The following is a 21696-nucleotide window of genomic DNA, read 5'->3' on the forward strand; positions in this document are numbered from 1 at the left end:
ACTTTATATATTAACTAAACTTTTGGGTTATTATCAATATAAGTACCATGACGATCATCAAGAGTGATAATTTTTTTATGATTCTATCAATGGAAAGCACTTTTTCCACTTCTAAGTGTTTTTCTTTTAACTCTTCTAAACAATTTACCTTTTTTCTGTATCCGACAAAAAACATTTTAAAGCCACTTTTTGGCTCTTTACACAGTTTTTTATAGAGCTTTGAAACCAAATACTCCAAGTATATAACCAATATCCAGTATATCGCAAACAAAACTATCAAAACTTGTATCATATGCTACCCCGCCAAAACTTTTAAAGATTATATTATACCGCTGCTTAAGGGAATATTTTGTATAATGTCTGTTATTATATTTACAAGGTTTTTGATGATTGAGTATCAAAATATAAAAAAGATAATGTTCAAGTTTCAGCCTGAAACTGCTCATAATATCGCTGAATTTGTTTTTAGATATGCGCCTGTCATTTGTCCTTTTGCGCTATCTTCTTATGCTAAAAAGCATTTTGTAACGGATGAAAGCATCAGGCAAAATATATTGGATATGGATTTTTTAAATCCTGTGGGTTTGGCTGCGGGGTTTGATAAAAATGCTACTATGATAAAAACTTTAAACGCTCTTGGATTTGCTTTTGTAGAGTATGGCACTCTTACACCAAAACCGCAAAGCGGCAATCCAAAACCAAGACTTTTTAGATATCCTGAATTTAACTCTTTGCAAAATGCTATGGGTTTTAACAATGATGGGATGGAAGCGATATCCAAAAGAGTGACAAAATTGTACCCGTACACCGTACCGCTTGGGGCAAATATAGGAAAAAACAAAGTAACACCTCTAAAAGACGCTATAAACGACTACAGTGTACTTATCGACAGATTTAAAGATTTGTCAGATTATCTTGTCATCAACATCTCATCTCCAAATACAAAAGGCTTGAGAGATTTGCAAAACGAGGATTTTATAAAAACCGTTTTCGATATGGCTTCACACAAAACGGACAAACCTGTTTTTCTTAAAATTGCTCCCGATATGAGCATAGAACAAGCTATAAATATATCGACCGTTGCACAAAAAAGCGGTGCAAAAGGCATCATAGCTACAAATACAACCGTTGACTACTCTCTTTTGCCAAATGCGAAAGATTTCGGCGGCATCAGTGGAGAAGTTTTAAAAGAGAAAAGTTACAACTTTTTTAAAAGCCTCTCGCAAGAACTATTTGGTAAAATTACGCTTATCAGTGTAGGCGGCATAGATAGTGCAGAAGAAGCCTACAAAAGGATAAAAGCCGGAGCATCACTGGTTCAGATATACAGTTCATTTATATTTCAAGGACCCAAAGTCATAGAAAATATAAACAAAAGTTTAATCGCCAAATTAAAAGAGGACGGTTACAGTCATATTAGCGAAGCTATCGGAGCGGACCTAAAGGAGCAAAAGAATTGAATTTAAAAATTATCTTTCTAACCATATCAACTATAGGAGTTTTAATGGGAAGCACTCTTCCAAAATATTACACAAAGACATTCAAAAATTCTCTTGAGGTGGTTGCCATACCGCTCAACAAAGGCTCAAATGTCATAACGACCGATGTATACTATAAAGTCGGAAGCGGTGATGAAGTGATGGGCAAAAGCGGCATAGCACATATGCTTGAACATATGAATTTCAAATCCACAAAACATTTAAAAGCAGGCGAATTCGATAAAATCGTCAAAGGATACGGCGGGGTAAACAACGCCTCTACAGGATTTGATTTTACACATTATTTTATAAAAAGCAGCTCAAAGAATCTTGGTAAATCTTTAAAACTTTTTGCCGAACTTATGGCAAATCTAAGCTTAAAAGACAAAGAGTTTCAAACCGAAAGGAAAGTCGTACTTGAAGAGAGATACTGGAGGACTGACAACTCCCCTATGGGCTATCTCTACTTTAGGCTTTTTAACAATGCTTATCTTTACAACTCTTATCATTGGACACCTATCGGTTTTATAGATGATATAAAAAACTGGAGCATAGATGACATAAGAGCATTTCACAAGATGTACTATCAGCCCAAAAACGCCATCATCGTAGTTGCCGGCGATATAGAGCCTGAGCAAGTATTTAAAGAGGCTGAAAAATACTTTAAAGATATAAAAAATGATGGTAAGATAAGAAGATCTCATCAGGTTGAACCTGTGCAAGACGGACAAAAAAATATCATAGTTCATAAAAAAACCGGAGTTGAAATGGTAGGTATAGCATATCATATACCTGATTTTAAAGATAAAAACCAAGTTGCACTCTCAGCCATAGGCGAACTTTTAAGCAGAGGCAAAAGTAGCAGACTCGTAAAAAATCTTGTAGATAAAAAGAGACTTGCCAATCAAATCTTTGCTTACAATATGGAAGAGCGATATCCTGGACTTTTTATCATCATGGCAGTTTGCAACCCCGGCATCAAAGGCGAAGTAGTACAAAAAGAGATATTAAAAGAGATACAAAAGATAAAAGATGGTAAAGTCACAAAAAAAGAGTTACAAAAGATAAAGACCAATACAAAAGCTGATTTTATCTATTCGTTAGAGAGCTCTTCAAGCGTGGCAAATCTTTATGGAAGCTATCTTGCAAGAGGAGATATAAAGCCGCTGCTTGAGTATGAAAAAAATATTAACGCTTTGACGCTTCAAAAGATAAAAGAGGTGGCAAACAAATACTTTGACAAAAAAAATTCTACAATGATAATCTTAAAGGATGAAAAATGAAATATTTTCAAGGTGCCATGACTGCACTTATAACACCATTTAAAGATGGTAAACTCGATGAAGTTACGTATGAAAAACTTATAAGAAGACAGATAAAAAACGGTATAGATGTAGTTGTTCCGGTTGGCACGACAGGTGAAAGTGCCACACTTTCGCATAATGAGCATAAAAGATGTATCGAGATCGCCGCCGCAACTTGTAAAGATACAAATGTAAAAGTTTTAGCGGGAGCAGGCAGCAATGCAACTCATGAAGCGGTTGATTTGGCTAAATTTGCCGAACTTCAAGGAGCCGACGGTCTACTCTCAGTTACTCCATACTACAATAAACCAACTCAAGAAGGGCTTTACCAGCATTATAAAACTATAGCGAATGCTGTAGAGATTCCTCTTGTTTTATATAATGTACCAAGTAGAACAGGAGTTGATCTTCTCCCTGAAACAGTTTTTAGACTTTATGATGATGTGCCTGGGATTTTCGCTATAAAAGAAGCTACAGGTTCGGTTGACAGAGCTATAGAACTACTTAGTCAAAGACCGGCTCTTAGCCTATTTTGCGGTGATGATGCGATAGACTACCCGATGCTTGCAAATGGCGCAAATGGTATCATCTCAGTAACTGCAAACCTTTTACCAAAACTAAAAAGTGAATTGGTTCATAGCGCACTTGATGGGAACTTTGAAAGAGCAAAAGAGATCAATGACAAATTGTACAATCTAAATAAAGTACTTTTTATAGAAAGTAATCCCATACCTATCAAAGCGGCAATGTATATAGCGGGTCTTATCGATACGCTTGAGTACAGACTCCCACTCACAATGCCAAGCAATAAAAATTTGGTTAAGATAGAAAAAGCAATGACAGATTTTGATATAGAAGGATTTTAATTGAGTGTACAAAGCAGTATAGAAGGAAAAACGCTTGTAATAAGCGGTGGAACAAGAGGTATAGGAAAAGCTATAGTATATGAGTTTGCCAATGCAGGGGCAAATGTAGCTTTTACATACCACTCAAACGAAGAAGAGGCCAAAAAGATAGCTGATGATTTGGAGAAAAATTATAATGTAAAAGCCAGATACTATCAGTTAAATATCCTGGAACCTGAAACTTACAAAGATGTTTTCAAGCAGATAGATGAAGATTTTGACGAGATAAATTTCTTTATCTCAAACGCTATCATTTCCGGACGTGCGGTTGTAGGCGGATATGGCAAGTTTATGAGACTAAAACCAAGAGGCCTTAACAATATCTACACAGCAACCGTGGTAGCTTTTGTCATAGGAGCCCAAGAAGCAGCTAAAAGGATACAAAAAGCAGGAGGTGGTAGTATACTCTCTATAAGCAGTACCGGAAACCTTGTATATATAGAAAACTATGCCGGGCATGGAACAAACAAAGCGGCAGTTGAAACGATGGTAAGATATGCAGCAGCAGAGCTTGGAGAGATGGGTATCAGAGTAAATGCAGTCAGCGGAGGCCCCATAGATACGGATGCTTTAAAAGCTTTTACCAATTATGAAGAGGTAAAACAAAAAGTTGTCGAACTCTCCCCTCTTGGCAGAATGGGTAAGCCTGAAGATTTGGCTGGAGCATGTCTTTTTTTATGCAGTGAAAAAGCTGACTGGATAACCGGTCAAACGCTCATCATCGACGGAGGAACAACTTTCAAATAATGATAAATCTTCCAAACATACTGGCTTTTATCAGGGTTTTAATGGCTCCGATGATGTTCTTTTTTCTCGTAGATAGGAACAGTTCATTTCTCCAAGGTATTCACTCAAGTTGGCTTGATTATTTTGCCGCTTTGCTTTTTGTGCTTGCAAGTGTCACGGACTTTTTTGACGGTTTTATAGCAAGAAGTTGGAATCAGATGACAAAACTTGGTGCTATCTTGGATCCTCTTGCAGATAAAATGCTGGTACTTGCGGCTTTTTTGGGTCTTATGTATATAGATAGAGCCAGTCCATGGGCGATTTTTCTGATACTGACTAGAGAATTTTTTATAACAGGACTTAGAGTGCTAATGGCAAGCGAAGGAAGAAGCGTAAAAGCCTCTTTTGTCGGAAAAACCAAAACGGTAGCACAAATGTTCGCCATAGGATTTTTGATGATGAACTGGAGTGGCGGTACACTTCTTTTGTGGTTTGCGGTTTTTATCACCCTGTATTCTGGATATGAATACATATATACTTACATAAAGGAGAGTTGATGGTAATTATCATAGCAATTTTCATACTCTCATTTTTAATATTTTTTCATGAATTCGGACATTTTATCATAGCAAAACTGCTTGGAGTAAAAGTTGAAGTTTTTAGTATTGGTTTTTGGAAAAAACTTATTTGTAAATCTTACAATGGAACAAACTACTGTCTTAGTGCCATACCTCTTGGAGGATATGTTCAAATGAAAGGACAAGATGATCTGGATCCTTCCAAAGTAAGCTACGACAAAGACAGCTACAACGCAAAAACACCTTTACAACGTATAGCCATACTTTTTGCGGGACCTTTTGCGAACTTTTTACTTGCATTTTTTCTTTATATGGCTATCGGTATCATCGGTGTTCATAAATTGGCACCCCAAATCGGAAAGATCTATCCAAACTCAGCAGCTTTTCAAGCAAAACTTAAAAAGGGTGATACCATTCTTGCAATAAACGGTATAAGAGTTAAAAGCTGGGGTGATTTGAAAAATATCATAGAAAACTCCGATGACAAACTCATACTTAAGGTAAAAAGAGATAACAAAATTATAAAAAAACTACTTTATCCAAAAGTAGAAAAAACCAAAAATATTTTCGGTGAAGAGGTGCAAAGAAAGATCATAGGCATACTGCCTCTTGGAAACACTTTTGTAAAAAAATACTCATTTTTTGAATCTATCTCCTTTGCCTACAATGAAACCATAAGAGCTTCGAAGTTTATCATAACAGGCATAGAAAAAATGATAGAAGGTGTAGTACCTACAAAAGATATAGGCGGTGTCATAGCCATAGTCAATGTAACTTCACAAGCAGCGGCAACCGGTATAGTTGCACTATTGGGATTGACTGCACTTATATCAGTCAATCTGGGTATTTTAAACCTTTTTCCCATACCTGCACTTGATGGTGGGCACATAATGTTCAATCTTTATGAACTTATCACGAAAAAAGCTCCCAGCACAAAAGTTTATGAAAGACTTACTTACGCTGGATGGGCATTGCTTTTGACCCTTATGATATTTTCAACCTACAATGATTTGGCAAGGTTGTTGGGATAGGTATAATAGGATACAAATTTTAGGAGAATTTTATGAATAGATTTGAAAAGAATTTTGATGAAGTTTTACAAAGGATAGAAAAGGCCAGGATTGAAACAAGCGAATACAATATCATAAGGATCGTAGCTGTAAGTAAATATAGCAGCAGTGAAGATGTAAAAAAACTATACAGCATAGGTCAAAGAGCCTTTGGGGAAAACAGAGTACAGGATTTGAAAGAGAAAATGAGTGAGCTTGACGACCTACCTTTGGAGTGGCATTTCATAGGAAGATTGCAAAAAAATAAGATAAACCATCTGCTTGAACTTTCTCCCTCTTTGATACAATCTTGCGATAGTTTAGAGCTTGCAAAGCAAATAGATAAAAGAGTTAAAGACAACAGAAAGATACCTGTTTTGTTGCAAGTAAACAGTGCAAAAGAGGAAAGCAAAGCCGGAGTCATGCCTGAAGTTGCGGTAGAAACATATCATCAAATCAAAGAGGAGTGTCCAAATCTAACCCTAAAGGGAGTCATGAGCATAGGAGCTCACAGCGAAGATATAAAAGGGATACAAAAAAGTTTTGAAATGACTTACAAAATTTACGAAATTCTAAAACCAAAAGGAGCAACTATATGCTCAATGGGTATGAGCGGGGATTTTGAACTCGCTATAAAATGCGGCTCAAATATGGTAAGACTGGGTTCTATACTATTTAAATAGTTAGGATTTCAACAAATCTTTCAAGCTTTCAAGTGGCGGTTTTCCCTCCAATATTTCATATACTTCATTTGCTATAGGGGTATATACACTCTTCTTTATGGAGATGCGTTTAACTGCATATGTAGTAGCTACACCTTCAGCCACTTCTCCAAGTTCTATAAGTATATCTTCAAGCGTATTGCCAAGAGCCAGATACTTCCCTACTCTGTAATTTCTTGAAAGTTCACTGCTGGCAGTCAAGAAAAGATCTCCCGAACCGCTCAATCCCAAAAAAGTTTCCTCTTTTGCACCAAAATAAACCCCAAATCTGCTCATCTCCACCAAACCTCTTGATATGAGACTGGCTCTTGCGTTATTGCCAAGTTTCAAACCGTCACACACACCACTGGCGATCGCCAATATATTTTTGTATGCCCCGGCGATTTCAGCACCGATAACATCATTATCGTGGTAAGTTTTGATAAAATTAGGAAAAAATTGCTCAAACTCTTTTGCCGTCTTTAAAGAATCAGAACTTATGACCAAAGCAGTCGGTAATTTTTTCATAACTTCAGAGGCAAATGAAGGACCGGATAAAAAAGCCAGATTTTCTTTCGGGATAAATTCCATAAATATTTCATTTAAAAATCTTCCGCTATCAGCTTCTATGCCTTTTGATGCAACCAAAACTTTTTGTCCATTGTATATAAAATTGTTTCTCATCCACTCTTTTGCATACTGGGCTGAAAGTGCAAATACTATATATCTTTGGTTTAGTACATGACTGACATCAGTAAAATTTTTTATATCACGTTTTGTTCTTGAGGTTATAAAAGAGTTATGGTTTTCCAAAAAAGAAAAATGTAGTGCCTGCCCCCATTTTCCTGCACCTATAACGCCTATATCCATCTATCTTACTCCTTCACGGTACTTTGGACCAATATATCTTTGAAGGCTTTAAGATCCTCTTTAAGCCCGATAAGCAAAAGTATGTCTCCTTCATCTATCTTGTGGTTTACCCCTTTGGTGGCAAATATGAATTTATCTGCAAATTCTATATCGATTAAGCCCAAAAGTATGATATTGTACTCTTTTTTAAAATCTATCTCATTTATGAACTTCCCATCTAAAAAAGAATCTTTCGGAACTTCAAATTCTACAAAATCTATCTCCGAATTAAAATATAGTATATCCTCTATAGCTTCTATCATTATAGGATTTTTAAGCATATGATATATGTTTTGGGCAGTTGCGTCAAGGGTGTTTAGTATGCCTCTCACTCCTGCAAGTTCAAGTTTTTGCTCGCTGTCTTTTGACTGACATATGGAAACTATATCTATGTTATTATCGATAGATTTCATGGTAATTGCAAGGTATATATTTTCTTCATCATTATCCATAGCACAAAAAACATGATTGAAAGTATATGAAACCAGGATTTGTACAATATCTTCATCATTTTCTATATCTATGAGATAAGCTTTATGTCCGTTTTTTTCCGCTTTTTTCACATTCTCCTTGTCTCTATCGGCTATAACAACCAAATAGGCACTGTTTTCAAGTGCATTGGCTATCTTTTCACCATACTTTTTGTATCCGAAAAGTAAAATACTATCTTTTTGTTCTTGCATGTTTTACACTTCTTTTCTTCATGATATTTTTAAAGTTGGCTATACTTATGCTGTATCCCAAAACAACAAGTATGTCTCCCGCTTTTAACTCAAAATCATCTTTTGGATTAAATATGAACTCTCTTTTGCTTTCAATTGGTCTTGATATGCCAAGAAGTATCAGCCTGTAAGAGTTGATATCTATATCTTCTATGGTTTTTCCTACTATCGGAGAATCGCTATATATCTCTATCTGCTCACATCTTGCATTTCTTTTACCTGAAAGTATACTGTTGATAGCTTCGGTTGCCAATGGTTTGTTTACTAATGTTCCTACAAGCATGGAAGCCATATTTGCAGCCGATATAATCTTGTCGACTCCGGCTAGTTTTAGTTTTTTGTATGAATACTTATGTCTCATCCTTGAAATCAGCATAACATCTTTAGACAAGCTTCTAACACTCAAAGATATAAAAATATTTTGTATATCATCATGAGCCAATGTGATAACGGCCAAAGCTTTTTTACTCATTTGCAGATCTATCAACACTTGTTTACTGCTTGCATCGGCTTTATATGCAAGATAACCATCACTTATCGCCTGGTCTATTTTCTCGGGGTCATTATCTATGATGATAAAATTATCTTCTGATTTTTTAAGCCTAGCCGCTAAAAGTTCGGCCAAATGACTGTACCCACATATAAGATAATAGTTTGAAAATTTTTCTATAGTACTTTTTATCTTTTCACCTCGAAGCTCTTCATCTTTTTCATTGAAAGCTGAGACGATGATCGAGGTTGACAATGCAACCAACCCAATCCCTATGAACACTATAACAGCCGCAACGCTTCTGCCTTCTGAGCTGATAGGTACGATGTCTCCGTACCCAACTGATGTGATAGTTATCAAAGACCAGTAAAATGCGTCATATATGGTTTTTATATTGGGGTTTATATGTTCTTCAAAAACATATATACTAACTCCTGAAATAAATATAACAAATATAAAAAGAAAGATTATCATGAAAAGTTCTGATTTTTTTGAAACCAGGATCTTCATAAAATGTGTTATATGATTGGAGTATCTAAGAAGTTTGAAAGCTCTGAAAAGTACAAAAATCCTAAGAATCCTAAGCTCTCTGAAACTTGGCAGAATTGCTAGCATGTCAATGATGGCAAGAGGAGAGATGATATACTCTATCTTTTTGGATATGATCTTTTTTAAGACTCCGAATGTATCAAATTTTTTATCCAGGAAAAGGCTGTCTTGGAACTCTTCGATGATAACTTTATGTATGTCACTGTACACCCATAGTCGTAAAATATACTCTATGATAAAAAAACCCGTAACTATATAAATATCATAAAAAATCAGCCAATGATCTATAGGATGTTTTACTTCGTCGATTATGATGATAACACTTGAGATAATCAAAAAGATCATAAAGTAGTTAAAATACTTACCGTATTTGTAACTGTGATCTTCAAGTATCCTTTTTATCAGTGCTTTTGTTTTGTTATACCTTACGGACTCATCTAAAAAAAATGAAAATTCAACTAAAATCTTAGTCAGCTTATTCAAGCAAGTCTCTCTTTTAACAGTTGATTTATCTTGGCGGGATTTGCTTTGCCTTGACTAGCTTTCATGCACTGTCCGACAAAAAAGCCTAAAAGCTTCTCTTTGCCGGCTTTGTATTCGCTTACTTTATCTTCATTTTGTGAAAGTATCTCATCTATGATAGATAGCAGTGCTCCGTCATCACTAACTTGTTTGAGACCCAGTTTTTCTATGACACTATCAACTTCTTCATCATTTTCCATCAAATAATCAAGTACATCCTTGGCAGCTTTTCCACTTATGGTATTGTCTTCTATCCTTTTTACAATGGAGGCTAGCTTCTTGGCATCAACAGGTGATGTTTCAAGACTCAACCCATCTTTTAATCTCCCTTGAAGTTCAACACTAAGCCAGGTTACGGCATTTTTAGTACCTGCACCCTCTTTTATCATCTCTTCGAAAAATTTTGCCATCGGTAGCGATGCAGTGAGAACCGAAGCATCATACTCTTTTATTTTGTACTCTTTTATATATCTGTTTTTTTTCTCATCAGGAAGTTCGGGTATATTTTTACCCTCTTCAATCATCTCCTGGGTTAAAATCACCGGCAATAAATCAGGCTCTGGAAAATATCTATACTCGGCACTATCCTCTTTTCCTCTCATGCTAACCGTGATACCTTTGGAGGTATCAAAAAGTCTGGTTTCTTGAAAGACTTCTTTTTCATAAACTCCGTCTTCCCAAGCCTCTATCTGTCTTTGTATTTCATACTCCAACGCTTTTTGTATAAATCTAAAGGAGTTCATATTTTTTATCTCGACTCTAGTGTAAAGTTTCTCATCCCCTTTTGGTCTTATAGAGACATTAACATCACACCTAAAAGAGCCTTCTTGCATATTTGCATCACTAATATCAAGGTATCTTACTATAGAGTGTAATTTTTTAAGATATTTAACTGTTTCATCAATACTTCTTATATCTGGTTCGCTGACTATCTCCAAAAGAGGCGTTCCGGCTCTATTTAGATCTACTTTACTATATCCGTCTTCATGTACATTTTTACCGGCATCTTCTTCCAAATGGGCTCTGGTTATGCCTATACGCTTACTGTTACCGTTTTCAAAATCTATATAAAGTTCTCCGTTTTCTACTATAGGTATCTCAAACTGACTTATCTGATACCCTTTTGGAAGGTCTGGATAAAAATAATTTTTTCTATTGAAGATTGATTTTTTGTGTACTGTTGCATTGATAGCATATCCAAAACTGATGGCTTTTTTCACTGCTTCCTTGTTCAATACCGGTAAAGCTCCCGGGAGTCCTAAGCATACAGGGCATACATTTGTATTGGCTTTTTCACCGAAAGATGTTGCACAAGAGCAGAATATCTTGGTTTTTGTATTTAATTGGATATGTACTTCCAAGCCGATAACAACTTCAAACATTAGAAACCTTTATGATAATATATGAGAAGATTTTATCATTTTTTTCTTTTAAATGCGATTAAATGGTGAAGAGTGAGTAGTGAAGGGTTAGTAGCAATAAGCTTTTAGCTTTATGCTTTCAGCTTTTTGATTATCTCTTCTAAAAGTTTTGTTTGTTTTTGATTTTCTAAAAGGTTTTTATATGCTATATTGATAAGTTCAAAGAAGCTGACAAAGAACAAGCCGACAAAAGAGCCGAACAGTGCTGAAAAAAGTGCGACAAAAAATCCATAAGGCAACATGTGCATAAAGAGATATACTGAGATAATTATTACAAGTGCCCATGAGGCACCTTGTAATAAATTTATAATGATTGCTATAATGCCTTTATTCATTTATGATTAGATGGTTTCGTGCTCTCCACTTATGGTAACCGCACCGGCAAGATACACATAAGTAAGAATCATAAATATAAAAGTTTGAAGTATCGCAGAAAAGCTCATCAATGCAAATCCCGGAAGCGGAGCAACCCAAGGAGCCAACATCAAAAGAACCGCGACAAAAAGATCATCACCTTTTATATTTCCAAAAAGTCTAAATGATAGTGATATGATTCTTGATAAATGAGATACTATCTCTATAGGGAACATCAAGGGTGCTAGTATAGGAACTGGTCCCATAAAGTGGGCAAAATAGTGAATGACTCCGTTCTTCTTGATACCCTCGAAATTATAGTATAAAAATACAATAACAGCCAAAGTCAAAGTCATATTGATATTGCCTGAAGGCGGTTCGAAACCCGGTATTATTTCCATCAGGTTCGATACAAAGATAAAAAGACCCAAAGTTGCCACCAAAGGAAGGTATTTTTTAGCTTGTTTCTTGCCTATAACGTCAGTTCCCATGGCAATAACACCTTGGAGATATGCTTCCATCACATTTTGCATACCTTTTGGAACTATCTGCAAAGAAGATGTTGCACTTTTAGCCAAAACCAAGACTATAAGAGCTGAAAGTATAACGTGTGAAGCAAAAAGATATGTATGTCCATCACCGAACAATCCCAGAAAAGTAAAAACTTCATTCATTCCTTGTATCCTTATAACTGATGTTAAAAATAAATTAGACGAATTTTACCAAAAAATCATTTAATACTACTTTAAATTATCCTCTCTTGTCCTATTCTATAAAGTGCAAAGTCATATTTTACGGGATCTTTTTCATCAAATTCTTTTAGCTTTTCAGTCAATAGAAGTACCGATTTAAAATCATAGGTTTTTCTATCTAGCAATCCTAACTTTTTAGATACATTAAAAGTATGGGTATCCAATGGCATAAGAAGAGTACTTTTGTCAACCTTTTTCCATAAGCCAATGTCATGACCTTTATCTCTTACCATCCATCTAAGATACATATTCCATCTTTTATACGGGGATTTAACCGGGTATATAGGGATCTTGCCTATAAGGAACTCATATCCTTTCGACCTGTAGGGATTTACATCATATACAAGAGTGATCACCTCTTTCAATCCGTCAAGAATGTTCTTTTCTTTTTTATATCCTTGAAAAAAAATATCCTCCAAAGAATCTTTTTTTCTTATCCTGCTTAGGGTAATGAAAAGTTCCAAAACATCTTTTTTTGTTTGAAACCTGTAGTAGTGATTCCCAAAACTCTTTCTTATGATATTTTCATCTTTGTCGAGCAGGGAAAAATCAAGACTTGATAGAAATTTTACGATTTGATGAGCATTTCCGTAAGCAAACAGAGCACATATCAAAGAGATATATTCATCATTATATCTTTTTGCCACCATTAGTGGATCGGGTCTGTCAAAAGAGAGTTCATCGATTCTATCTCTTTTTAAAAGTTCTCCATCAAGCACACTTTTGATATCAAGCACCAAAGCTCTCTTTTTGGTTTGTTTTATGTTGAAGGTAATCAGATATGTTAACCAATGCAAAAATGACCAAAAATATACAAAGCCCCGGGAAAAAACTTACCCACCATGCTATATCGATGACCTCTTTGCCTTCATTTAGTATCGTACCCCAACTCATTTGTGGAGGAGTTATGCCAATACCTAAAAAACTCAGCCCACTCTCAGCAAGTATGGCTCCCCCTACCCCGAAAGTAAAACTTATGAAAAATATAGGAGCAAGAAGCGGTACGAAGTATTTGAATATGATTTTTACTTTGCTTACTTTGGCTAGTTTGAGTATCTTTATATATGGTTTTGAAGCGATTTCAAAACTCTCACTTCGTATCATCCTTGCCATCCCCATCCATCCTGTAACGGATATGACAAATATAAGCACCCAAGTGGAAGCTTTTATATAACTTACAAGTGCCAAAAGAAGAAAAAAGGTGGGAAAAGTTAAAAAAAGATCTATCAAGACCACGATGACTTTGTCTGTAGTTTTTTGAAAGAAGCCTGCACTTATGCCCACGGCAAGTCCTATAAAACTTGTCACTACCGAGCTTGCGATACCTATATCAAGTGATATCTTGCCACCCTCTATGATCCTTGCAAGGATATCTCTACCCAATCTGTCAGTTCCAAGAGGGTGAGCGAAATTTGGAGGCAGAAGTATACTGTTTTTATGTATGAGATATGGCGATACATCATAGAAATAACCGCCAAGATATACGATGCTAATCAATAAAAAAAGAGTTATTATACTACCATAGGGAATTTTAACCATAGGGTATTATATAATTTTTTCTCTTTTTTACTGTTTAATCGACAACAATGCGTCAAGCATCCTGTCTATCGTGCTGATGATCTTTGCATTGGCGCTGTACGCCGTTTGATACTTGAGCAGATTTGCCAATTCTTCATCTATATTTACACCGCTGATTGATTGTTGTTCTTGATTTACAGCATTGAAAATAGCTTGTGAAGCTTCCTGGTTTCTTCCACTGTTTTGTGCATCAGTTGCTATTTTACCTGTGATATTCCTATAAAAACCATCAGGGGTATCACTTACGCTCAGACCATTACCATAGTTGAACTCAACATCGTGGTATTGGATCTGAAGTATTTGGTTGGCTATCTGATTATCACCGTCAATCGGATTTTTATAGGCGTTTATCTTTGTCGGATCATCTATAAAGTCTCTTTTTAAAGATATATTTGAGGCACTATCCCCGGTAAAAAAAGCGTTTATACCTGTTGTACCCGCAAAGTTGGTACCATTATCTTCTATAGCTATCTTATAATTGTGAGTACCCTTTGGTTCAATGGAGAGTATGTGACCGTTAGTAGAGTAATAAGCTGAAAAATAATCATCGAAATCATTTGTCGAATTATTATCTTGATTATCATCGGTTGATTTGTTCAATTGACCTATTATACTGCTGTCGGTTCCGTCATCCATAGTTGTATTTTCATCTATAGTAATACTTTTTCTTCCTATTTCATTGCCGTCACCATCATACATGACAACATCGAAACTGCCTTTTTTAAAGTTATAATCACTTTTTACAAGTGAAGCATTGTTATCAAGATTAAGCAATGGCGAATCCATCTTTTCAACTGCACTTCCCGCATATACGGAATTGGTTTTTTCTACAAAGCCTTTGGCAAAAGCATCAAGAGAATCGATATAACTTTGAACTGTCCCATCTTTTGGATAAGATGTAGTTCCATCTATCTCCCTTCCTCTTAGATCCAAAATCGCACCTATCTTACCGCCTGTTATCTTTTTGCCAACATCCACTCTACTGCCGTCTTGACTTTCATGATAAACGGAGTAGTATGCACTTTTGTTGCCCTTGTTATCCAAAACAAGTGGATGAAATGTAGAGCCGTCAACAAATGACTCCCCGGATATGTTCAAATAATACTCTTTTCCTCCATCAGTCAAATCCCTGTCTATACTGATGTCACTTTGCATATCACCTTTGAAAACGGAAAAATCAAGCAGTTTTGAAAGAGCAAGTTCAAGCTTGTCTCTTTCGTCTCTTAAGTCATTTGCATGATTGTTCTTTATAGACTCTACATTGCCTATCTTTGCATTTAGATCAGCTATTTTCTCACCTATGGAATTTACTTCATCTATACTGATTTTAAGTTGAGCATTTAGTGCATCCTGGGTCGATCTGACTCTTTTTTTCGTATCTTTTAAATTATCCAAAAAAGTTATGGTATTTTGGGCAAGATCTGTTTTTGATGCCGAACTTGTAGGATTGGAAGCTAAGGAATTCCATGCGTCAAAATAGTTCTTCATATCATTTTGCAAACCTACACCGTCAGTATCAGGAAAAACTTTTGCAACCTCTTCGAGAGTCTGTTTGGAAAAGTCGTTGTATTCTAGCTTACCTGAGCTATCCCTTAGTCTTGAAAAAACAAATTCATTATGTATTCTTGTTACAGAGACAAATTTTGCACCTCTTCCGATATCACCTGGAGTTGTATGTAGGGGCTCCTGTGCCCTTGTTACAACACGTTGTCTTGTATATCCTTCAGTATTTGCGTTGGCTATGTTCTGACTTACCGTTCCCATTTGAAGTTGAGATGCGTTAAGACCTGTATAGCCTGTATCTAATGTACTAAAAAGACTCATTATGCACTCACTTTCAGCAAAGAAAAACTTTTTGGATTGGTTTTTTTATAATTCTCCATCTCTGTCGGAAAGATTTTATCGAATAGAGAGGTATAAAATTCATTTACAGCCACTACCAGCCTGGCATAGTCTTTGTTGAGTCTATGTAACTCTTTAAGTCTTGTTTTTAATATATCGAGACTTTTTAACTCTTCCTCACTTAAAAGTTCATCCAGCGCTGTGCCTTCATTTTTTTTCATAAGTTTTACCAACTCACTGTCGAGCAATGATTTTTGGCTCTCAAATATATCTATAATTTCATCTTTTATCTTGGTTCTTTTATATATGGCATCATTGTTTGCCTGTTTGATATCTTCTATATCACTTTTGGTCAAAGATATCAAATCTTCGATATTTTTAATAGAACTTTCAAGGTAATGATTTATCATATTTGTGCTCCTATAGAGCAAAGGAGGAGTTAAAGTAGAGTATCAGCTATCTTGTCTGCAGTTTTATCAAGATCAATCTTGTATGATCCGTTTTCAATGCTTTTTTTTATGGACTCTAACTTACTCTCTTCCTTGCTTTTTAAATTTTTATTTTGAACTTCCTGGTTTTTTTGATCATTGGAAATCTTGTAATTGTTCGCCAAAACATTTCCAACGTTTACTTTTGAAATCATCTTTTATCCTTTGCAGTTTTTATCTACTTGCATATCGGATAATTTCATTTTTTTTTAACCCTTTTGTTGTAAATAACTGATGTTACGCACCATATATAATTTTAGACAAGACAAGAAGGCGTTATATGCAAGGCAGATTTTTGAAAGCCTAACCGTAGTTAAGGTGAGAAAATCTAACACAGCAGATAATGCCTTATTGTCTTGCCCTTTGGGTGCTTTTTGCAACACTCCCTTACTTCGTTAGAAAGTCTCAAGTTACAGGAAGTAGCTTTTCAACTTTCTGCCTTGTAATGAAATGTTGCAAAAAACATCTAAAACTACATATGGTGCGTAACATCAGTTAAATAATTAAACAATAATTCACTAAAACCGAATCTTCCGCTTAACTTATCGCTCAAAGCGTCGTTATACATCGATCTGTATATCTCATCCCCTGCGCCTTTGGGAAAAAGTGCATTGTCTGTTTTGATGGAAATATCCAAAACTTTTTTAATAAAAAAAGCTTCAAATTTATCTGTTTGCTCTTTTAGTTTTGTATCATTATCGGTTTTTACTATTTTTGGCAAACTGTTTGCCTGAGCCAAAGCCGCATAATTATCTATCTTCATTATATCTCCCTTCGGTCAATTGCTAAAAGCATAAAGCCAAAAGCTTTTCCTCTTCACCATTCACCCTTCACCATCATATTATCTCCACATCAGCCCGTATGGCACCGGCTTTTTTTATGCTCTCTATGATAGATATGATATCTTTTGGTTTTGCTCCTAGTTTTTGCAATGCTCTTGTTAAGTTAGATATAGTGACACTGTTTTTTTCCATATGAAGAGCAAAATCTTTTGTATTGATCGCTACTTTGTTTCCTATCTTTATACTGTTTTTGTCATTGTTTAACTCTTTAACGGGTTCAATCTTAATGGTTATATCCTTGTGCGTTATAACTACAGGGTCTATCTTTATACCCACACCCGCTACTATGGTGCCTGTTCTTTCATCTATGACTATCTTTTCATCGGGTTTATAGGCTATGTCGGCATCGAGTATCTTTGCCATAAACGATATAACACTCATATCGTCAGGTTTTTTCAGATTGATGGTTTTTGGATCTATCGCAACAGCCACTTTTTCGTCAAATATGGAATTTAGTGATTTTTCTATCTGCATAGCGGTTTGAAAACTGGATTGTTTTAGTGAAAGTTTGAGATATTTTTTATCATATATATCATATGCCACATTTCGCTCCACTAAAGCACCATCTAGTATGGTTCCGGCAGTCGGGTGATTTAACTCTCCTCTTCCCCTGCCGTTCTTTCCGCCTATACTTACCGAACCTTGGGCTAAAGCGTATATTTTGCCATCAACACCTTTTAAAGGAGTTATCAAAAGGGTTCCGCCTTCTATGGATTTTGCATCTCCTATGGATGATATAGTTACATCAAGCTTGTCTCCCTGTCTTGCAAATGGCGGAAGTTTTGCCGTTACTATTACTGCCGCTATATTTTTTGATTTGATATCTTTCGGATCTATTTTTACATTTACCGTCTGAAGAAGATTTGAAAGCGATCTGACTGTAAAAGCCGAAGTCGTACCGTCACCGGTACCGTTAAGTCCCACGACCAAACCGTATCCTATGACCTGGTTGTTTCGCACACCTACGACGCTTGCTATATTTTTTACCTTTTCAGCATTTACAAAAGATAAAACAAATATGCACAAAAATAGTACTTTTTTCACTCCAAATCCCTTAAAAATAAGTTATCTGAGTAAAAGCAAATACTATTCCAAATATGTTATCGTGGTTTTACCAAACTTTTTACTTTTTTTTACCTTATACTCACCTATACTCTCAGGCAATGGGATACCGCTCATATGTTCTATGGCTACAAGTTCACATTTTTGAGCGGGAATGTGCGCAATGAGTTCATAGCACTTTTCATATATATCTTCCATACCGCTTCTTATCTCAAAAGGTGGGTCAAAATAAAAATAGCTTTTTTCTTTTATATCGTTTTCCAATATATCATAAAACTTGATAAAGCTGTCTGCATTTATGGCTATGGATTCCTCTTGGACATTTAAATTTTTTATATTTTGCAAAAGCGTATCGTAAGCATTTTTATCTTTTTCTATAAAAAAAGCTTTTTTTGCGCCTCTGCTTAATGCTTCAAGACCCATTGACCCGCTTCCGGCAAACACTTCTACGAAATTTTTTCCGATTATTTCAAACTGTACGGTATTGAAAAATGACTCTTTTATGATGGATTTCGTACTTCTTGTCGTAGACAAAGAGGGTAGTAAAAGTTTCTTACCTTTGTATTTGCCGCTGTTGATGGTGGTAAAAAGTCTATTCTTCATAAAAATCTCTGATGGTTTTTATAAGATTTTCTCTAAACTGAAGAGTTAGCTTGTCTATCTTTCTCTCAAGCTTCCAAAGCTTGTCTTTTTTGATATTTGTACTTTTGTTTACCTTATCCGGATAGTTTTTTTTATAAAACTTTTGCAACTCCATCAGCAGAGTTGATTTTGAAAAGGGTATGTTTATATCGGCATTATCTGATGAATTAATGACAATTACAGGTTTTTGCAATTCTCTTTCTTTATCGCTTAGTACCAGTTCACACTGTTTATATGACGAGAGGTAATCTCTTAGAAAAATCTCCAGACTGTTTTGCAAAAGCAGCGAATCGCACATTATAGATATCTTCAAATCACAAACCTCAAAAATTTCTTTTTATTGTACCAAAAAAATATAAAGTTTATCATATAACTGACGATTTAGAGATAAGCGATCAAAAGCAAAAGGAGTTATGCAATGGATATATTTAATGCCGTAAGCAAACAAATCGACTCGACATCGAGCTACAGTACCGATTATGCTAAAACGTCCAACGTGCAAAAAAAACAGGAAGTTCAGCAAAATACGACCACCACAAGTAGTGAAGTAAAAAATAAGCAGGATAAAAAAGAGATACAACAGCACTTGAACAATACCGTCAAAAGATTGAATGACCAAATGGATTCACTCAATATCAACATAAAATTTGGTTTCAATGACAAAATTGACTCTATGTTTGTTGACGTTACCGAAAGAAGTACCGGCAAACTCATCAGAAAGATACCATCTGAAGAGACAATGAAGCTTGCTGAGAAAATGAAAGAGATCATAGGTATGATTTTCGATAAAAAAGGATGATAGATGGCTGAATTTGGAGCGTTAAGTAGTTTAGGTCTTGGTAGTCAGGGAGCTTTAAACTATGACATTATAGACAAGTTAAAAAAAGCTGACCAAGATACTATCATAAAACCTATAGAGAGTAAAATATCCGAAGATAAATCAAAAGAGAAAAACCTTACTACACTAACTACCTTACTCTCAACTTTAAAAGGAAGTGCCAGTACTTTATCATATGATAATATATACTCTAAAACTACAGCTGATATAAGCGGTACATCTGCAACAGCAACCGTACAAGACGGCACAAGCTCACAGACTATCACCATCGATGTATCAAATATTGCTACAAATGATGTACAAGAGTCAAATGCTTTCAATAAAGAAACAAGTACTTTTTTAACTGATTCTAGTGGCTCTGATACATTAACTTTCCAATTAGCAGGCGGTGATAGCTTTAGTGTTAATGTTGATAGCACAACAACTATATCGCAGCTCCAACAACTTATCAATGATAATTCAAACGGTAAAATTACAGCTTCTTTGCTAAATGTGGGTGGAACAGATCCATATAAACTTGTTATAAAATCAACTGATACAGGTGCAGACAATGCTATAACCGTATCATCAGGCGGAACCGCTGCAAGTGATCTTGGTTTTAGTGTTGTTGGAAGCGGTGCCCAGGATGCAAACTTCACTTACAACGGAGTAAGCATCACAAGAAGTACAAATGATATAAGTGATTTGATAAACGGAGTGGATCTCAAGCTTACAGATACAGGAAAAACAACTATCACTATATCTCAAGATACCGCTAGTTTAAAAGATGCGGTAAAATCATTTGTATCTGCCTACAATGATGTGGTAGATAACTTAGATGCCGCTACGCAGTATGATTCTGCAACCAATACAAAAGGTATCTTTCAAGGCGTAAGCCAGATAAGAAACTTAAAGTATGATATAAACGATATAGTTTTTAGTTATGACAATTCAGGTAGTTCACTATCTGATTTTGGTATCACTCAAAACAGTACAGGTCATTTGGAATTTGACGAATCAACTTTTGATAGTAAAATGTCAAGCGATCCTCAAGCTATAGTTGATTTTTTCAAAGGCGGAACAAGTACCCACAGTAGCGATGGTCTGTTTGTAAAACTAAACAATGAACTCGAATCAAAATTTATGGGTAACAGTAGCGATCTTGGTCTGTATAAAACATATCTTGATAATAACATTAAGTCTTTAACCGATCAAAAAGAGTCTCAAACAAAAATGATAGATGATAAATACAATATACTCGCAAAAAAATTTGCCGCATATGATAAAATAATATCGACTTTCAATGCCCAATCACAATCTTTGCAAATGCAAATACAAAGTTTTTTAACTACAAAACAGTAAAAAGGATATAAACATGAGAACAAATCTGGCATACAATGAATATACACAAAACAATATATCCATAGAATCCAAAGAAAAATTGATAGAAATGCTGTATGAAGGAATACTGAGATTTAACTTTCAAGCAAAAAAGGCGATAGAGCAAAAAGATTTTGAAAGAAAGTCATACTGGATAAACAGATCTGTGGATATCTTCGTAGAACTAATAAATTCACTCAATTTCAACGGTGGTGAAGTTGCACAGTATTTAAACGGATTGTACACTTATCAGATCCAGCTGCTTTCAACCGCAAATGCTAAAAACTCCCTAGAAGATTTGGATACTGTCAACAAAGTGGTTAAAGGGCTTTTGGAAGCCTGGAGAGAGATAAATGCGAAAAAAGAGCTGGATTAGTGCTCTAAAACTGGCTGTCATCAACAAGGATTTCGACAAAATCGAAGAGTTAAGCAAAGATGTACCACAGTTTGAAACACTTAATGAGAGTCAAGAAGCGTTGGCACTTATAGAGCAGGTGAATGTTCTTTTGAAAAATGAGAAAGAAAAAATACTCTCTCAAATGCAAAAACTCAAAAAAACAAAAGAATATCTGAACTAAAACACTA

Annotated in this window: 27 protein-coding genes; 11 read left to right on the forward strand and 16 right to left on the reverse strand. The window is 35.4% G+C overall.

Annotated elements, in window-relative coordinates; translation table 11 throughout:
- Window positions 1-10: 10 nt before the first annotated feature.
- Window positions 11-292 carry a hypothetical protein gene (locus ACZ47B_RS03630; protein WP_464895324.1) on the reverse strand — a complete coding sequence of 94 codons (282 nt, stop codon included), beginning with the start codon at window positions 290-292 and terminating at the stop codon, window positions 11-13.
- 94 nt (window positions 293-386) lie between these two features.
- On the opposite strand from ACZ47B_RS03630, the gene ACZ47B_RS03635 reads away from it, so the two are divergent.
- Genes ACZ47B_RS03635 through ACZ47B_RS03665 form a run of 7 tightly spaced genes read left to right on the forward strand, consistent with a single transcriptional unit; the run spans window position 387 to window position 6723 of the window.
- Window positions 387-1460, forward strand: coding sequence for a quinone-dependent dihydroorotate dehydrogenase (locus tag ACZ47B_RS03635; RefSeq protein ID WP_464895325.1), 1074 nt, complete (start codon window positions 387-389; stop codon window positions 1458-1460).
- Window positions 1461-1504: 44 nt separating this feature from the next.
- On the forward strand, window positions 1505-2761 hold the full coding sequence (locus ACZ47B_RS03640; protein ID WP_464895695.1) for a M16 family metallopeptidase: 1257 nt from the start codon (window positions 1505-1507) through the stop codon (window positions 2759-2761).
- Window positions 2758-3648: a 4-hydroxy-tetrahydrodipicolinate synthase gene (dapA, locus tag ACZ47B_RS03645; protein WP_464895326.1), complete on the forward strand. Its 891-nt coding sequence runs from the start codon at window positions 2758-2760 to the stop codon at window positions 3646-3648. The genes ACZ47B_RS03640 and dapA overlap by 4 nt, the downstream gene beginning before the upstream one ends.
- A gap of 18 nt (window positions 3649-3666) precedes the next feature.
- On the forward strand, window positions 3667-4434 hold the full coding sequence (locus ACZ47B_RS03650) for an enoyl-ACP reductase (RefSeq protein ID WP_464895696.1): 768 nt from the start codon (window positions 3667-3669) through the stop codon (window positions 4432-4434).
- Complete coding sequence (gene pgsA, locus ACZ47B_RS03655; protein WP_464895327.1) at window positions 4434-4970, forward strand: CDP-diacylglycerol--glycerol-3-phosphate 3-phosphatidyltransferase; 537 nt, start codon at window positions 4434-4436, stop codon at window positions 4968-4970. Before ACZ47B_RS03650 ends, pgsA begins: the two co-directional genes overlap by 1 nt.
- Entirely contained in the window at window positions 4970-6022 is a 1053-nt protein-coding gene (gene rseP / locus ACZ47B_RS03660) for an RIP metalloprotease RseP (protein ID WP_464895328.1), read from the forward strand. Before pgsA ends, rseP begins: the two co-directional genes overlap by 1 nt.
- 32 nt (window positions 6023-6054) lie before the next feature.
- Window positions 6055-6723 (forward strand): YggS family pyridoxal phosphate-dependent enzyme, encoded by a 669-nt coding sequence (locus ACZ47B_RS03665; RefSeq protein ID WP_464895329.1) that lies wholly within the window; start codon window positions 6055-6057, stop codon window positions 6721-6723.
- On the opposite strand, the gene ACZ47B_RS03670 is transcribed toward ACZ47B_RS03665, so the two are convergent.
- The 15 genes from ACZ47B_RS03670 to ACZ47B_RS03740 form a co-directional block, all read right to left on the reverse strand.
- Window positions 6724-7611, reverse strand: coding sequence for an NAD(P)H-dependent glycerol-3-phosphate dehydrogenase (locus ACZ47B_RS03670; RefSeq protein WP_464895330.1), 888 nt, complete (start codon window positions 7609-7611; stop codon window positions 6724-6726).
- Window positions 7612-7616: 5 nt separating this feature from the next.
- Entirely contained in the window at window positions 7617-8333 is a 717-nt protein-coding gene (locus tag ACZ47B_RS03675) for a potassium channel family protein (protein WP_464895331.1), read from the reverse strand.
- Window positions 8314-9894 carry an ion transporter gene (locus ACZ47B_RS03680; RefSeq protein ID WP_464895332.1) on the reverse strand — a complete coding sequence of 527 codons (1581 nt, stop codon included), beginning with the start codon at window positions 9892-9894 and terminating at the stop codon, window positions 8314-8316. Before ACZ47B_RS03680 ends, ACZ47B_RS03675 begins: the two co-directional genes overlap by 20 nt.
- Window positions 9891-11315 (reverse strand): Asp-tRNA(Asn)/Glu-tRNA(Gln) amidotransferase subunit GatB, encoded by a 1425-nt coding sequence (gene gatB, locus ACZ47B_RS03685; RefSeq protein ID WP_464895333.1) that lies wholly within the window; start codon window positions 11313-11315, stop codon window positions 9891-9893. The genes ACZ47B_RS03680 and gatB overlap by 4 nt, the downstream gene beginning before the upstream one ends.
- Window positions 11316-11425: 110 nt before the next feature.
- The gene (locus ACZ47B_RS03690) at window positions 11426-11602 is read right to left on the reverse strand and encodes a hypothetical protein (RefSeq protein WP_464895334.1); all 177 of its coding nucleotides are present in this window, start codon (window positions 11600-11602) and stop codon (window positions 11426-11428) included.
- 93 nt (window positions 11603-11695) lie between these two features.
- Window positions 11696-12382, reverse strand: coding sequence for a F0F1 ATP synthase subunit A (locus ACZ47B_RS03695; protein WP_464895335.1), 687 nt, complete (start codon window positions 12380-12382; stop codon window positions 11696-11698).
- A gap of 71 nt (window positions 12383-12453) precedes the next feature.
- Complete coding sequence (locus tag ACZ47B_RS03700) at window positions 12454-13197, reverse strand: TIGR02757 family protein (RefSeq protein ID WP_464895336.1); 744 nt, start codon at window positions 13195-13197, stop codon at window positions 12454-12456.
- The gene (locus ACZ47B_RS03705; RefSeq protein ID WP_464895337.1) at window positions 13190-13999 is read right to left on the reverse strand and encodes an ABC transporter permease; all 810 of its coding nucleotides are present in this window, start codon (window positions 13997-13999) and stop codon (window positions 13190-13192) included. Before ACZ47B_RS03705 ends, ACZ47B_RS03700 begins: the two co-directional genes overlap by 8 nt.
- Window positions 14000-14026: 27 nt before the next feature.
- Window positions 14027-15862, reverse strand: coding sequence for a flagellar hook-associated protein FlgK (flgK, locus tag ACZ47B_RS03710; RefSeq protein ID WP_464895338.1), 1836 nt, complete (start codon window positions 15860-15862; stop codon window positions 14027-14029).
- Window positions 15862-16290, reverse strand: coding sequence for a hypothetical protein (locus tag ACZ47B_RS03715; protein WP_464895339.1), 429 nt, complete (start codon window positions 16288-16290; stop codon window positions 15862-15864). The genes flgK and ACZ47B_RS03715 overlap by 1 nt, the downstream gene beginning before the upstream one ends.
- Before the next feature lie 29 nt (window positions 16291-16319).
- A complete protein-coding gene (locus ACZ47B_RS03720) occupies window positions 16320-16523 on the reverse strand; it encodes a flagellar biosynthesis anti-sigma factor FlgM (RefSeq protein ID WP_464895340.1) in 204 nt (67 codons plus the stop codon).
- Window positions 16524-16840: 317 nt separating this feature from the next.
- Window positions 16841-17131, reverse strand: coding sequence for a rod-binding protein (locus ACZ47B_RS03725; protein WP_464895341.1), 291 nt, complete (start codon window positions 17129-17131; stop codon window positions 16841-16843).
- A 73-nt stretch (window positions 17132-17204) separates the two neighbouring features.
- A complete protein-coding gene (locus ACZ47B_RS03730) occupies window positions 17205-18254 on the reverse strand; it encodes a flagellar basal body P-ring protein FlgI (protein ID WP_464895342.1) in 1050 nt (349 codons plus the stop codon).
- Between the two features lie 42 nt (window positions 18255-18296).
- A complete protein-coding gene (gene rsmD, locus ACZ47B_RS03735; RefSeq protein WP_464895343.1) occupies window positions 18297-18875 on the reverse strand; it encodes a 16S rRNA (guanine(966)-N(2))-methyltransferase RsmD in 579 nt (192 codons plus the stop codon).
- Complete coding sequence (locus ACZ47B_RS03740) at window positions 18865-19227, reverse strand: hypothetical protein (protein ID WP_464895344.1); 363 nt, start codon at window positions 19225-19227, stop codon at window positions 18865-18867. Before ACZ47B_RS03740 ends, rsmD begins: the two co-directional genes overlap by 11 nt.
- Window positions 19228-19332: 105 nt before the next feature.
- Here ACZ47B_RS03740 and ACZ47B_RS03745 point away from each other — a divergent pair, with 105 nt between their 5' ends.
- From ACZ47B_RS03745 to ACZ47B_RS03760, 4 genes are read left to right on the forward strand one after another with little or no spacing between them, the layout of a single operon-like run.
- A complete protein-coding gene (locus tag ACZ47B_RS03745) occupies window positions 19333-19713 on the forward strand; it encodes a FlaG family protein (RefSeq protein ID WP_464895345.1) in 381 nt (126 codons plus the stop codon).
- A 3-nt stretch (window positions 19714-19716) separates the two neighbouring features.
- Window positions 19717-21093 carry a flagellar filament capping protein FliD gene (fliD, locus tag ACZ47B_RS03750; RefSeq protein WP_464895346.1) on the forward strand — a complete coding sequence of 459 codons (1377 nt, stop codon included), beginning with the start codon at window positions 19717-19719 and terminating at the stop codon, window positions 21091-21093.
- A 13-nt stretch (window positions 21094-21106) separates the two neighbouring features.
- Window positions 21107-21487 (forward strand): flagellar export chaperone FliS, encoded by a 381-nt coding sequence (fliS, locus tag ACZ47B_RS03755; protein ID WP_464895347.1) that lies wholly within the window; start codon window positions 21107-21109, stop codon window positions 21485-21487.
- The gene (locus ACZ47B_RS03760; protein WP_464895348.1) at window positions 21465-21689 is read left to right on the forward strand and encodes a hypothetical protein; all 225 of its coding nucleotides are present in this window, start codon (window positions 21465-21467) and stop codon (window positions 21687-21689) included. The genes fliS and ACZ47B_RS03760 overlap by 23 nt, the downstream gene beginning before the upstream one ends.
- The last annotated feature ends 7 nt before the right edge of the window (window positions 21690-21696 follow it).

The organism is Thiofractor thiocamini, assembly GCF_055384375.1.